The 13,504-nt window shown below is 67.1% G+C and carries 14 protein-coding genes; 9 read left to right on the forward strand and 5 right to left on the reverse strand.

The features are described from left to right. Positions 1-5 precede the first annotated feature (5 nt). From HWX36_RS04065 to cobA, 5 genes are all read left to right on the forward strand, one after another. The gene (locus HWX36_RS04065) at positions 6-548 is read left to right on the forward strand and encodes a DUF934 domain-containing protein (protein WP_175950983.1); all 543 of its coding nucleotides are present in this window, start codon (positions 6-8) and stop codon (positions 546-548) included. Then, positions 545-1,291: a phosphoadenylyl-sulfate reductase gene (locus HWX36_RS04070; protein ID WP_175950984.1), complete on the forward strand. Its 747-nt coding sequence runs from the start codon at positions 545-547 to the stop codon at positions 1,289-1,291. The genes HWX36_RS04065 and HWX36_RS04070 overlap by 4 nt, the downstream gene beginning before the upstream one ends. A gap of 76 nt (positions 1,292-1,367) precedes the next feature. Further along, positions 1,368-2,330: a sulfate adenylyltransferase subunit CysD gene (gene cysD, locus HWX36_RS04075; RefSeq protein WP_175950985.1), complete on the forward strand. Its 963-nt coding sequence runs from the start codon at positions 1,368-1,370 to the stop codon at positions 2,328-2,330. Positions 2,331-2,352: 22 nt separating this feature from the next. Further along, on the forward strand, positions 2,353-3,669 hold the full coding sequence (locus tag HWX36_RS04080) for a sulfate adenylyltransferase subunit 1 (RefSeq protein ID WP_175950986.1): 1,317 nt from the start codon (positions 2,353-2,355) through the stop codon (positions 3,667-3,669). Between the two features lie 70 nt (positions 3,670-3,739). Further along, positions 3,740-4,489 (forward strand): uroporphyrinogen-III C-methyltransferase, encoded by a 750-nt coding sequence (gene cobA, locus HWX36_RS04085; RefSeq protein WP_175950987.1) that lies wholly within the window; start codon positions 3,740-3,742, stop codon positions 4,487-4,489. Positions 4,490-4,570: 81 nt separating this feature from the next. Here cobA and HWX36_RS04090 read toward each other — a convergent pair whose 3' ends face one another. The 3 genes from HWX36_RS04090 to lptF are packed head-to-tail and all read right to left on the reverse strand — an operon-like array spanning position 4,571 to position 7,225. Beyond that, a complete protein-coding gene (locus tag HWX36_RS04090) occupies positions 4,571-4,954 on the reverse strand; it encodes a CbiX/SirB N-terminal domain-containing protein (RefSeq protein ID WP_175950988.1) in 384 nt (127 codons plus the stop codon). Positions 4,955-4,981: 27 nt separating this feature from the next. Further along, complete coding sequence (gene lptG / locus HWX36_RS04095; RefSeq protein WP_175950989.1) at positions 4,982-6,130, reverse strand: LPS export ABC transporter permease LptG; 1,149 nt, start codon at positions 6,128-6,130, stop codon at positions 4,982-4,984. Positions 6,131-6,133: 3 nt separating this feature from the next. Further along, the gene (lptF, locus tag HWX36_RS04100; RefSeq protein ID WP_175950990.1) at positions 6,134-7,225 is read right to left on the reverse strand and encodes an LPS export ABC transporter permease LptF; all 1,092 of its coding nucleotides are present in this window, start codon (positions 7,223-7,225) and stop codon (positions 6,134-6,136) included. Between the two features lie 122 nt (positions 7,226-7,347). On the opposite strand from lptF, the gene HWX36_RS04105 reads away from it, so the two are divergent. Genes HWX36_RS04105 through HWX36_RS04115 form a run of 3 tightly spaced genes read left to right on the forward strand, consistent with a single transcriptional unit; the run spans position 7,348 to position 10,103 of the window. Then, on the forward strand, positions 7,348-8,859 hold the full coding sequence (locus HWX36_RS04105; protein ID WP_175950991.1) for a leucyl aminopeptidase: 1,512 nt from the start codon (positions 7,348-7,350) through the stop codon (positions 8,857-8,859). Between the two features lie 34 nt (positions 8,860-8,893). Then, the gene (locus HWX36_RS04110; RefSeq protein WP_039368072.1) at positions 8,894-9,310 is read left to right on the forward strand and encodes a DNA polymerase III subunit chi; all 417 of its coding nucleotides are present in this window, start codon (positions 8,894-8,896) and stop codon (positions 9,308-9,310) included. Between the two features lie 25 nt (positions 9,311-9,335). After that, on the forward strand, positions 9,336-10,103 hold the full coding sequence (locus HWX36_RS04115) for a DUF2486 family protein (RefSeq protein ID WP_175950992.1): 768 nt from the start codon (positions 9,336-9,338) through the stop codon (positions 10,101-10,103). A 142-nt stretch (positions 10,104-10,245) separates the two neighbouring features. Here the strand turns inward: HWX36_RS04115 and HWX36_RS04120 are convergent, their stop codons facing one another. Together HWX36_RS04120 and ilvD are read right to left on the reverse strand one after the other, a co-directional pair. Beyond that, positions 10,246-10,572, reverse strand: coding sequence for a c-type cytochrome (locus HWX36_RS04120; RefSeq protein WP_175950993.1), 327 nt, complete (start codon positions 10,570-10,572; stop codon positions 10,246-10,248). 126 nt (positions 10,573-10,698) lie between these two features. Further along, a complete protein-coding gene (ilvD, locus tag HWX36_RS04125) occupies positions 10,699-12,372 on the reverse strand; it encodes a dihydroxy-acid dehydratase (protein ID WP_175950994.1) in 1,674 nt (557 codons plus the stop codon). A 135-nt stretch (positions 12,373-12,507) separates the two neighbouring features. On the opposite strand from ilvD, the gene HWX36_RS04130 reads away from it, so the two are divergent. Then, entirely contained in the window at positions 12,508-13,422 is a 915-nt protein-coding gene (locus HWX36_RS04130; protein ID WP_175950995.1) for a LysR substrate-binding domain-containing protein, read from the forward strand. Positions 13,423-13,504 lie beyond the last annotated feature (82 nt).

Genomic DNA, 13,504 nt, shown 5'->3' on the forward strand with positions numbered 1-13,504 from the left:
AGCAGATGGCTTCGATTATCAAGAACCGTGCTGTGATCGACGATGCATGGCAGGTCGTGCGCGCGGCGGAAGACGGCGCACTGCCCGCGGTCGACGCGTTGCCGGCCGGCAAGGTGCTGGTGCCGTTCGCGTTGTGGCAGGCCGAGCGCGCCGCGCTCGTCGCCGCGAAGACGAAGGACGAGCTCGGCGTGTGGCTCGCGCCGGACAGCGAGCCGGCCGATCTCGCGGCCGATTTCGGTGCGATTTCGCTGGTTGCCGTCGACTTCCCGCGCTTCGCGGACGGCCGCGGCTACAGCATCGCGCGCCTGCTGCGCGAGCGTTACGGCTGGACGGGCGAGCTGCGCGCGATCGGCGACGTGCTGCGCGACCAGTTGTTGTACATGTCGCGCTGCGGCTTCGACGCATTCGCGGTGCGCGCCGACAAGGACATCCACGACGCGCTGAATGCGTTCACGGAATTCACGCAGCGGTATCAGGGCGCGTTCGACCAGCCCGAACCGCTGTTCCGCCGCCGCGCCGCGTCGGCAGAAGCGAAGGTGGGCGCATGAGCACCGCGACCGCCACCACGCTGACGCCGGAGCTCGCCGCGAAGGTCGAGCGCCTCGACGCGCTACTCGCGCAGATCGGTGCCCGTCACGAGAAGGTGAAGTTCGCGAGCAGCCTCGCGGCGGAAGACATGCTGCTGACGCATGCGATCCTGTCGAAGGGCGTGCGAATCGGCATCTTCTCGCTGAACACGGGCCGCCTGCACGCGGAAACGCTCGGCATGATCGACCGCGTGCGCGAGCGCTACGGCTACGAGATCGAGCAGTTCCATCCGCAGCAGGATGCGGTCGACCAGTATGTTGCGGAGCACGGCCTGAACGCGTTTTACGAGAGCGTCGAACTGCGCAAGTCGTGCTGTCACATCCGCAAGGTCGAGCCGCTGAATCGCGCGCTCGCGGACGTCGGCGCATGGGTCACGGGCCAGCGCCGCGAGCAGTCGGTCACGCGTGCCGAACTGCACGAGGAAGAACAGGACGAAGCGCGCGGGATCGCGAAGTACAATCCGCTCGCTGACTGGACCGAGAGCGATGTGTGGGCGTACCTTGAGGCGTTCGACGTGCCGGTGAACCCGCTGCATGCGCGCGGCTACCCGAGCATCGGCTGCGAGCCGTGTACGCGGGCGATCCGTCCCGGTGAGGACAGCCGCGCGGGCCGCTGGTGGTGGGAGTCGCGCGATACGAAGGAATGCGGGCTGCACATCACGACGATCACGCCGATTCCCGCAGAAGCCGGCGCCACGCACTGAAAGCCTGACAAGAAACTGACTATTGCGCCGCCTGCGACAGCGGGCGGCACGAACCCAGAAGAGAAGGACTGAAAACATGAGCACGACGCTCGAGCAATCCGCCTTTGCCCCGCCCGCCGGTGCCGACAGCCGCATGGGCCACCTCGACTGGCTCGAAGCCGAGTCGATCCACATCCTGCGCGAACTGGTCGCCGAATGCAGCAAGCCGGCGCTGTTGTTCTCGGGCGGCAAGGATTCGGTCGTCGTGCTGCATCTGGCACTGAAAGCATTCGGCCTCGGCGCGAACCGTAAGACGACGCTGCCGTTCCCGCTCGTGCACATCGACACGGGCCACAACTACGAAGAAGTGATCGACTTCCGCGATCGCCGCGCGAAAGAACTCGGCGCCGAGCTGGTTGTCGGCCACGTCGAGGATTCGATCAAGCGCGGCACGGTCGTGCTGCGCCGCGAAACCGATTCGCGCAATGCCGCGCAGGCCGTCACGCTGCTCGAGACGATCGAGCAGCACGGCTACACCGCGCTGATCGGCGGTGCGCGTCGTGACGAAGAGAAGGCGCGTGCGAAGGAGCGCATCTTCTCGTTCCGCGACGAATTCGGCCAGTGGGATCCGAAGGCACAGCGCCCGGAACTGTGGAGCCTGTACAACGCCCGCCTGCACAAGGGCGAGCACCTGCGCGTGTTCCCGATCTCGAACTGGACCGAGCTCGACGTGTGGCAGTACATCGCGCGCGAGAACCTCGAACTGCCGTCGATCTATTACGCGCACGAGCGCGAGATCGTGCGCCGCAACGGGCTGCTCGTGCCCGTCACGCCGCTCACGCCGATGCGTGACGGCGAGACGAGCGAGCTCGCCCAGGTGCGCTTCCGCACGGTCGGCGATATTTCCTGCACGTGCCCGGTCGAGAGCGACGCGGACGACGTCGAGAAGATCATCGCCGAGACGGCGGTGACCGAGATCACCGAGCGCGGCGCGACCCGGATGGACGACCAGGCGTCCGAAGCCGCGATGGAACAGCGCAAGAAGCAAGGTTATTTCTGAGGCACACGAGGACATTCACATCATGAGCATCATCGAGAACACCGAAGACCTCGGCGTGCTGCGTTTCATTACCGCAGGCAGCGTCGACGACGGCAAGAGCACGCTGATCGGCCGCCTGCTGTACGACAGCAAGGCCGTGCTGTCCGACCAGCTGTCCGCGCTGTCGCGTGCGAAGAACAAGCGCACGGTCGGCGACGAGCTCGACCTCGCGCTGCTGACCGACGGTCTCGAAGCCGAGCGCGAGCAGGGCATCACGATCGACGTCGCGTACCGCTACTTCGCGACCGCGAAGCGCAAGTTCATCATCGCCGATACGCCCGGCCACGAGCAGTACACGCGCAACATGGTGACGGGCGCATCGACCGCGCACGCGGCGATCATCCTGATCGACGCGACGCGCGTGACGGTCGAGAACGGCGTGGCCGACCTGCTGCCGCAGACCAAGCGCCACAGCGCGATCGTCAAGCTGCTCGCGCTGCAGCACGTGATCGTCGCGATCAACAAGATGGACCTCGTCGACTACAGCGAAGCGCGCTTCAACGAGATCCGCGATGCGTACGTCGCGCTCGCGAAGCAGCTCGGCCTCGCCGACGTGCGCTTCGTGCCGGTGTCGGCGCTGAAGGGCGACAACATCGTCGGCGCGAGCGAGCGCATGCCGTGGTACGCGGGCGAGCCGCTGCTCGACGTGCTCGAATCGCTGCCGGTCGAGACGCAGGCGCATGACGCGCTGCGCTTCCCGGTGCAATGGGTCGCGCGCCAGGACGGCAGCTCGGCCGACGATTTCCGCGGCTACATGGGCCGTATCGAGTCGGGTGAAGTGAAGGTCGGCGACGAGATCGTCGTGCTGCCGTCGAACCGCACGGCGACGATCGCCGAGATCGTCGCGCCGGTGCCGGGCGGCACGGCGTCCGTCCCGCAGGCGTACGCGGGCCAGGCCGTGACGATCCGCCTCGAGGAAGACGTCGACGTGTCGCGCGGCGACATGTTCGTCACGTCCGGAGAGCCGGTCGCGCCGGCGAAGAAGCTCGAAGCCGATCTGTGCTGGTTCGACGAGACGCCGTTGTCGCTGCAGCGCAAGTACCTGCTGAAGCAGACCACCAGCACGGTGTTCGCGAAGATCGGTGGGGTCAAGCAGGTGCTCGACGTGCACACGCTGTCGCACGCGACCGACCGTCACGAGCTGAAGATGAACGACATCGGCCGCGTCGCGCTGACGCTGCAGAAGCCGATCGTTTGCGACACGTACGACGCGCATCCGGGTACCGGCGCGTTCGTGCTGATCGACGAGGCGACGCATCACACGGTTGCCGCAGGGATGATCCGGGCGTTCTCGGCATAACCGGAAAACCGCGCCGCTTTGCGGCGGCGCGGGCCGGAGCCGACGCCCGCTGGAAGGTGAAGCGACAAACATGGGCAAGGTGTATCTGATCGGAGCAGGGCCGGGCGCGGCCGACCTCATTACGGTGCGCGGCGCGCGGCTGCTCGAGCAGGCGGATGTCGTGCTGCACGACGCGCTCGTCGAGCCCGCGATGCTCGACTACGCGCCGAATGCGCGCAAGATCGCGGTCGGCAAGCGCTGCGGGCAGCGCTCGACCGCGCAGCACTTCATCAACAAGCAGATCGTCGATGCGGCACGCGAGCATGCGTGCGTCGTGCGGTTGAAGGGCGGCGACCCGATGCTGTTCGGTCGCGCCGAAGAGGAGATGCGCGCGCTGGAAGCGGCCGGTATCGACTACGAGGTCGTGCCGGGCATCACCGCGGCGCTGGCCGGGGCGGCGACGCTGAAGCGTTCGCTGACGTTGCGCGGCGTGTCGCGCAGCGTCGCGTTCGCGACGCACAGCCGCGCGCCGGGCAGCGACGAGATTCGCGAAGCCGCGCGCGCCGATTCGATCGTCTACTACATGGGCCGCGACAGCGCGCCCGGCATCGCGCAGGAACTGATCGACGCAGGCCGTGCGCCGGCGACGCCCGTGGCGATCGTCGAGGCATGCAGCACCGCGCGCGAGCGCACGCTGACGCTGACGCTCGCGCGGATGGCGGCGGGCGACGCGCAGGCGTGGCTCGATCCCGCGGAACCGAGCCTGCTGATGATCGGCGATGCGTTCGCCGAGCGCGCCGGGCAGGCAGAAGCCGGCGATCCAATGCGGAATGCCGCCTGAGCGGAATCCGGCTGGAGTCCCAAACGAAAAAAGCGCTGGCGGAAGCCAGCGCTTTTTCTTTGTGGGCCGTGAATGCGTGGCTTACGCGCCGTCGCCGATCTGGTCGATGCAGTAGCGCGCGATCGCGTCGAGCACGCCGTCGTCCTCGCCGACGGCCGTGGCGCAACGGATCTCGACACCGGGATGCGCGACGCGGCATGCGTCGACGAGCTGCGGCAGGTCGCGGCGGACATGGCCGCCCTGGCCGAAGAACACGGGCACCACGGTGATGTGCGAGCAGCCGGCCGCGGCCTGCGCGGCAACCGCGTCACCGAGCGACGGCGTCATCAGTTCGAGGAATGCGAGCGACACGTGTGCAGCAGGGGAGGGGGCGCCGCGCAGCCGCGCGGCGAGCCGCTCGAACGGCTCGGCCCACCGCGGGTCGCGGGCGCCGTGGCCGAACAGGACGATGCCGTGCGAACTCATGTCGAAGCCTCCGTCGTGACGCGGCGCTCAGTGCCGATCGACCCACTTGAGTGCAAACAGGCCGAGCGCGAGATAGATCAGGCCCGGCGTCGCCGCGGTGAGCGGCGCGGGCCACGTGTTCAGCGTGCCGATGTGCGAGAACAGCGTATTGAGGAGCTGGAAGCTCATGCCGAGCATGATGCCGCCGAACACCTTCACGCCGACCACCCCCGCACGCGTGTGCAGGTATGCGAACGGCAGCGACAGCACGAGCATCACGAACACCGCGAACGGATACAGCAGCTTGCGCCACAGCGCGATGTCGTAGCGCTGCGTGTCCTGCTGGTTCTCGCGCAAGTGCTGGATGTAGCGAAACAGGTTGATGATCGACATGCGCTCCGGCGACACGAGCAGCACCGACAGGATCTGCGGCGTGAGGTCCGAGCGCAGCCGGTATTCGGGCAGCGATACCTGCTGCGACCGGTATACGGGGTTCAGCGCGTCGGGCGGCTGGCCGCTGACCGGCTTGATCGGCGTCAGCTCGGTCTCGGTGACGCCCTTCAGCAGCCAGTGGCCGGGCGGCTCGTAGCGGCCCGTCTGCGCGATCCGCACGTTGCGCAGCTGGAATTTCGAATCGAATTCGTAGATGCGCACGTTGCTGATCGTCGAGTCGGGCGACAGGCTGCCGACGTTGACGAAGCGCGTGACCTGCTCGCCGTTTTCACGGGCCGCGAGCGTGTCCTTCACCCACACGCCCGACTGGAAATTCGACGACACCGATGCGCCGAGCGCCTGCAGCCGCACGCGTTCGGACAGCTGGTCGGCGTACGGGCCGACGAATTCGCCGATCAGGTAGGTGACGATCACGAGCGGCACGCCGATCTTCAGGAGCGAGCGCAGCGCCTGGTTGGTCGCGAGGCCCGACACGCGGAAGATCGTGAATTCCGAGTTCGCGGCCATCTGCGCGAACACGTAGATCGCACTGATCAGCGCGGCGACCGGGATGATTTCGTAGAAGCGCGACGGTGTCTGCAGCGCGACACGCAACACCGCGTAGCCGAACTTGTAGTTGCCGTGCCCGACCGAGTTCAGTTCGCTGATCAGGTCGAAGAAGAAGAACAGGCCCGAGAACGCGAACAGGATGAAGACGAACGTGACGTAGATCTGCCGCGCGAAGTACTTTTCATAGAGCCGCATCGATCATGCTCCCGAGCGGCCGAACAGCGCGCGTGTGAACAGCGGACGATTGCGCACGCGCAACCAGAAGATGAACGCGACGATTACCGCGACAACCAGATGCAGGCCAACGAGCCCGACGCCGAACGACATCTTGCCCTGCTCGATCTGCGCCTGCACGACGTTCAGCAGGTTCGAGTACGTCAGGTAGATCAGCACGGCCATCACGAGGTTGATCGTGCGGCTGCGGCGCGGGTTCTGGTACGACAGCGGGATGCCGAGCACCATCAGGTTGATCGCGATCAGCGGCAGCCCCGCGCGCCACGCGAATTCCGCGAGGTTGTCGCGCGTCGGGCTGCGCAGCAGGTCCGGCGTCGGCGTGCTGTTGGTGGTCGGCACGTTGGTGACCGGCATGCTCGTGATCTTCACGCCATAGCGCTCGAACTCCATGATCTTGAAGTTCGGCTGGCCGGGCGTGCCGTCGTAGCGGCGGCCGTCCTCCAGGACGACGAAGCGGCTGCCGTCGCGTGTTTCCGTATGCCCCGTCTGCGACACGACCACGTTGACCTTGCCGTTCTCGGTCGAGGTCACGAATACGTTCTGCACCTTGCTCTGGTCGGGCGTCATCTTCTCGATGAAGAACACGCGGTGGTTCGCGGCCGACTCGCGGAACTGGCCCGGCGCGAGCAGCGAGATCTCGTCGCGCTGCTGGAAGCGCGCCTTGATCATCTTGCTTTGCTGGTTCGACCACGGCCAGCCGACGAACGCGAAGAAGGCGATCAGCAGGATGATCGGCGTGGCGAATACGCCGATCGGCTTGATGAGGCGCGTAAGGCTCACGCCCGACGCGAGCCACACGACCATTTCGGAGTCCCGGTACCACCGGGTCAGCACGAACAGGATAGACACGAACAGCGTGACGACGAGCATCACGGCAAGGTAGCCGATCACGGTGAGGCCGATCAGCACGAGGACGTCCCGCGGATCGATTTCACCGGACGCGGCGTAGCCGACGATGCGGATCATCATCGTCGTGAGCATGATCGTGAGCAGCACCATGAACACGGCGCCAGCCGTATACGCAAGCTCGCGCTGGAGGGAGCGTTCGAAGATCATTCTTGATGAGAAGAGGGCGGGAGGCTGCGCACGCGTGGTGGAGCGCTCGCGCCGCCACGGGAAAAATAGCGGATAATTGCGGCTTTCATCCTTAGCCCAGATTTTATCCGAGGACAAGCGCGATGGACTTTAGCATAAAAGGCTGTGATTGGAGCAAAGGCGAGGCGAAGGGGTTCCTGACCGGGAAGTCCGACTGCATCGTGCTCGGCATCTTCGAGGCGCAGACCCTTTCGGGCGCGGCGCTCGACATCGACACGGCCACCAAGGGGCTGATCTCGCGCGTGGTGAAGGCCGGCGACATGGACGGCAAGCGCGGCAAGACGCTGTTCCTGCACGAAGTGTCGGGTATCGGCGCGTCGCGTGTGCTGCTCGTCGGCCTCGGCAAGCAGGATGCTTTCAATCAGAAAGCCTATAACGATGCCGCGACCGCCGCATGGCGCGCGCTGCTGGCGACCAAGGTCGTCCAGGTCACGTTCACGCTCGCGCAACTGCCGGTCGACGAGCGCAGCTCCGACTGGGGCGTGCGCGCGGCGATTCTCGCGCTGCGCAACGAGACCTATCGCTTCACGCAGATGAAGAGCAAGCCGGAGCCGGCGTCGCACACGCTCAAGCGCGTCGTGTTCAGTGTCGATCCGTCCGACGAAAAGGCCGCGAAGGTCGCGGTCAAGCAGGCCGTCGCGCTCGCGAACGGGATGGATCTCACCCGCGACCTCGGCAACCTGCCGGGCAACGTCTGCACGCCGACCTACCTCGGCAACACCGCGAAGAAGATCGCGAAGGATTGGGGCCTGAAGGCAGAGGTGCTCGGGCTCAAGCAGATCCAGGCGCTGAAGATGGGCTCGTTCCTGTCGGTCGCGCGCGCATCGGTCGAGCCGCCGCAGTTCATCGTGCTGCACTACCAGGGCGCCGCCGCGAAGGCCGCGCCGGTCGTGCTGGTCGGCAAGGGCATCACGTTCGACACGGGCGGCATCTCGCTGAAGCCGGGCGAGGGCATGGACGAGATGAAGTACGACATGTGCGGCGCCGGTTCGGTGCTCGGCACGATGCGTGCGGTTGCCGAGATGGGCCTGAAGATCAACGTCGTCGCGATCGTGCCGACCTGCGAGAACATGCCGGGCGGCAACGCGACGAAGCCGGGCGACATCGTCACGAGCATGAAGGGCCTGACGATCGAGGTGCTGAACACCGACGCCGAAGGCCGTCTGATCCTGTGCGACGCGCTCACGTATGCCGAGCGCTTCAAGCCGGCCGCGGTGATCGACGTTGCCACGCTGACGGGCGCATGCGTGATCGCGCTGGGCGGCCACAACAGCGGCCTGTTCTCGACGAACGACGCGCTCGCGGGCGAACTGCTCGACGCGTCGCGCGAAGCGAACGACCCGGCATGGCGCATGCCGCTCGACGACGAGTACCAGGAGCAGCTGAAGTCGAATTTCGCGGATCTCGCGAACATCGGCGGGCGCCCGGCCGGCGCCGTGACGGCCGCGTGCTTCCTGTCGCGCTTCACGGAGAGCTATCCGTGGGCCCACCTCGACATCGCGGGCACCGCGTGGAAGGGTGGTGCGGCGAAGGGCGCGACGGGCCGTCCGGTGCCGCTGCTCGCGCAGTTCCTGATCGACCGCGCCGGCCAGTGATGGCGGGGTTGACGACGCTGCGGGTACGCGGGCAATGACGCGGATCGATTTCCACTCGAACGTCGGCGATTCGCTCGCGTACGCGTGCCGGCTGCTGCGCAAGGCCTACCTGGCCGGGCAGCCGGTCGTCGTGCTCGCCGAGCCCGCGCGCCTGCGCGCGCTCGACGAGCGGCTCTGGACGTTCTCGCCGCTCGATTTCATCCCGCATTGCGGTGTCGACAGCGAGCACGCAGCCGGCACGCCGATCGTGCTGGCCGCCGATCTCGACCGCGCGCCGCATCATCACGTGCTGCTGAACCTCGGCGCAGCCGTGCCCGCGCAGTTCGCCCGCTTCGAGCGTCTGCTCGAGGTGGTCGGCAACGCGCCGGACGAGCTGGCCGCGGGCCGCGACCGCTACCGGTTCTACCGCGACCGCGGATACGCGCTGAACAACTACAAGCAGGGCAGCTAGCCGCAACCGTCAACGGAGTGTTCCCGTGACAGAAGTCGATTCATCCTCGATCCCGACGCTGACCGACGTGCTGGTGCCGGGCAAGCCGGTGCCGCCGCGCGTGCCCGCGCCCGACGCACCGCGGCCGCCCGCCGGCGCGGCGATTCCGGTGCTCACCGACGTGGTCGCGCCGCACGCAGCGGCACTGGCCGATTCCTCGCAAAGTGAACTTGATCCCGATTCCGTCGTGGTCGAACGCGTGCCGACGCCGCATGTGCCGGCGGTCGAACTGCCGGGCGACGTGACGACAACGGCCGCGGCGATGGGCGAAACCGATGCGCCGGCCGAGCCCGATGCGCCGGCCGAACCCGCCGCCGCGGAGCATGTGGTCGCCGAAGATTCGGCGGCAATGAGTGCGCCGCTGCAATCGTCGCTGGCCGGCAACGACGAGCCGCAACCCGTGTTCGCCGCGGTGCCGCACGAGGCGGTGGGGCACGCGCGTGAAGCACACATGCCGGAGGCTGTCGTACCGGCCGCCGCGCCGCAGCCGGATACGCAGGCCGCAGCCGGGCTGACGCCGGAAGATGCCCAGCACATCGCCGAGCGCCTGCGCAATCGCCTGACGAACTATCTGACGGGAGAAGGGCGCGATGCCATCGAAGCGCGCTGTCGCGACGCGCTGCATGAGCATTCGGCCTGGCTGGTTGGCCAGATCACGCGCGAAGTGGCACTTGCGCTGGAAACCGAGGTGATGGACTGGGTCCGCGACGCGGTCGACGAAGAGATCGCACGCCGCGCCGGTCATTCCGGCTAAGCACCTGGTTGTTCCTGTGAAAAACAGGGTGCGATTTCAGTCAAAGCCGCTGAAGCTGCCGGTGACGCTGCACGGGTAGCCGGGGCGTGCCCGGCAGTCGGCGGAATCCGGCAGGCTGGCTATTCCCGCCGGGCCGTCCGGTTCAGCGCACCGACAGCACCCATTGCGCGAGCGTGTGGGCTTCGGTGTTCGTCAATTGCGTATTGGCGGGCATCGGCACGCTGCCCCATACGCCGACGCTGCCTTTCACGATCGACTGGGCAAGGTAGTCGACGGCGTCGCCGCGCGCCGCATACTTGCCGGCGATGTCGCGGAACGACGGCCCCATCAGCGGCTTGCCGATCGCGTGGCAGGCCATGCAGTTCTTGCGCTGGGCAAGCGCGAGCCCGTCGGCCTGGTCGGCGCGCGCCGCCGCCGCGCTGCCGATTGCCAGCGTGGCGAGCAGGACGCGCAATATCGAGTGTTTCATGCGGTTCTCCGCCGGCGGGGACGGCCGGCTACATGGTCCGCGCATTATAAAAGCAAAGGGAACGCGCGTTTTGCGCGTTCCCCGGCGGCCATGTTTATTGGGGTCGCATTTTTTGATGCGCCCGCATCACCCCGTGACGGCGCCCTGGTTCGCGGGCCGGGCGAGCGCCGCGAATTTCGCGAGCACGCCGCGCGTATAGCGCGGCGCCGGCTGTTTCCACGCGGCACGACGGCGCGCGAGTTCGGCATCGTCGACGTTCAACTGCAGCAGCAGCCGGTGCGCGTCGATCGTGATCGAGTCGCCTTCCTGCACGAGCGCGATCGTGCCGCCGACGAACGCCTCGGGCGCGACGTGGCCGACCACCATGCCCCAGGTTCCGCCCGAGAAGCGGCCGTCCGTGATGAAGCCGACCGATTCGCCGAGCCCCTTGCCGATGATCGCCGACGTCGGCGCGAGCATTTCCGGCATGCCGGGGCCGCCCTTCGGGCCGAGGTAGCGCAGCACGAGGATGTCTCCGGCACGGATCCGGTCGCCGAGAATCGCATCCATCGCGCTCTGCTCGTCGTCGAACACCCGCGCCGGGCCCGTGATCACCGGGTTCTTCAGGCCGGTGATCTTCGCGACCGCGCCGTCTTCCGCGAGATTGCCTTTCAGGATGGCAAGGTGGCCTTCCTTGTACAGCGCGCGGTCGATCGGGAAGATCACGTCCTGGTCCGCACGCGGCACGCTCGGCACGTCCTTCAGTTCGTCGGCGATCGTGCGGCCGGTGATCGTCATGCAGTCGCCGTGCAGCAGCCCCGCGTCGAGCAGGATCTTCAGCACCTGCGGAATCCCGCCGGCCCGGTGCAGGTCGGTCGCGACGTACTTCCCCGAAGGCTTCAGGTCGCAGATCACCGGCACGCGCTTGCGGATGCGCTCGAAATCCTCGATCGTCCAGTCGACCTCGGCCGCGTGTGCGATCGCGAGGTAATGCAGCACCGCGTTGGTCGAGCCGCCCGTCGCCATGATCACCGACACCGCGTTCTCGATCGACGCCTTCGTGATGATGTCGCGCGGCTTCAGGTCGCGCGTCACGGCCTCGACGAGCACGCGCGCCGATTCGGCGGCCGAATCGACCTTCTCCTGGTCGGGGTTCGCCATCGTCGACGAGTACAGCAGCGACATCCCGAGCGCCTCGAACGACGAACTCATCGTGTTCGCGGTGTACATCCCGCCGCACGACCCCGACGTCGGGCATGCGTTCTGCTCGACGCCTTCGAAATCCTCCTGCGACATCCGGCCTGCGGTGAATTCGCCGACGGCCTCGAACGACGACACGATCGTCAGGTCCCGGCCTTTCCAGTTGCCGGGGCGGATCGTCCCGCCGTACACGTAGATGCCCGGCACGTTCAGGCGCGCGAGCGCGATCATGCCGCCCGGCATGTTCTTGTCGCAGCCGCCGACGACGACCACGCCGTCCATCCATTGCCCCTGCACGCAGGTCTCGATGCAGTCGGCGATCACCTCGCGCGACACGAGCGAGTACTTCATGCCTTCGGTGCCCATCGACATGCCGTCCGAAATCGTCGGCGTGCCGAAGATCTGCGGGTTCGCGCCGGCGGCCTTCACCGCCGCGACGGCCGCGTCCGACAGGCGCTGCAGGCCGGAATTGCACGGCGTGATCGTCGAATGGCCGTTCGCGATGCCGACCATCGGCTTGTCGAAATCGTCCTTCTGGTAGCCGAGTGCGTAATACATCGAGCGGTTCGGCGATCGGGCCACGCCTTGCGTGATGTGCTTCGAGCGACGGTTGTAAGCCATGGGGGACTCCATCGTTGTCTGGGCGATGCCGGTGAGCGGCGCGCCGGTTCGGATCAGTCAAGAATGGAGTTTCCGGATTGGGATGTCCAATATATTATTTGTCGCGTATTAAGTCGTTTTCCGAATGAAAAAGGTATGGCCGATTCGATTCCCGACCTGCGCCAGTGGCGCTATTTCGTGACCGTCGCCGACGAGCGTCATTTCGGCCGCGCGGCCGAACGCCTGTCGATGACGCAGCCGCCGCTGTCACAGGCGATCCGTGCGCTCGAGGATGCGCTCGGCGTCGCGCTGTTCGCGCGCACCAAGCGCTCGGTGGCGTTGACTGCGGTCGGGGCGGCGCTGCTGCCCGACGTGCGCCGGCTGCTGGCATCGGCCGATGCGTTGCCGCCGCTTGCGCGACGGCTCGCGCGCGGCGAGGCCGGCTCGCTGTCGCTCGCGTTCGTGTCGACCGCCGATTACGGGCTGCTGCCTGCGCTGCTGCGTGCGTTCGGCGCGCGCTATCCGCAGGTGCGGCTGCAACTCGCGGAGGCGACGAGCGACGTGCAGATCGACGATCTCGTCGCGGGCCGCATCGACGCGGGGCTCGTCATTCCGCCCGTGCCGCCACGCCACGCGGCCGGGCTGTCGTACCTGCCCGTCGTGCGCGAGCCGTTGGTGGTGGCGATGCCGGCCGCGGCGAGCGATGCGCCGGAAGACGAGCCTGTCCGTCTCGCCGAGATTGCCGCGTTGCCGCTCGTGATCTTTCCGCGTCGTTTGGCGCCCGGCTTTTATGACATCATTACGGGCTGCTACGGCGCGGCGGGGGAAACTCCGCACATCGGCCAGGAGGCGATCCAGATGCAGACGATCGTCAGCCTCGTGTCGGCCGGCATGGGCGTCGCACTGGTGCCGCAATCGTTGCGTAACCTGCGGCGCACCGGCGTGGTCTACCGGCCGCTCGCCGGTCACGCGCCGGTCGTCGAGACGGGCCTCGTGTGGCGCACCGGCGACGTGAGCCCCGTGCTGGCCGGCTTCATCGACGTCGTGCGCGCGCAGGCCCTCGCCACGTGACGTGAACGATGACGCGCCGGTGCCGTCCAAAGCGCGGTGCCGTGCGTTTGCGACGGCCGTACCGCATTCGAAAACTTCTTCG

Source organism: Burkholderia sp. BCC0405, from assembly GCF_902833075.1.
GTDB lineage: Bacteria > Pseudomonadota > Gammaproteobacteria > Burkholderiales > Burkholderiaceae > Burkholderia.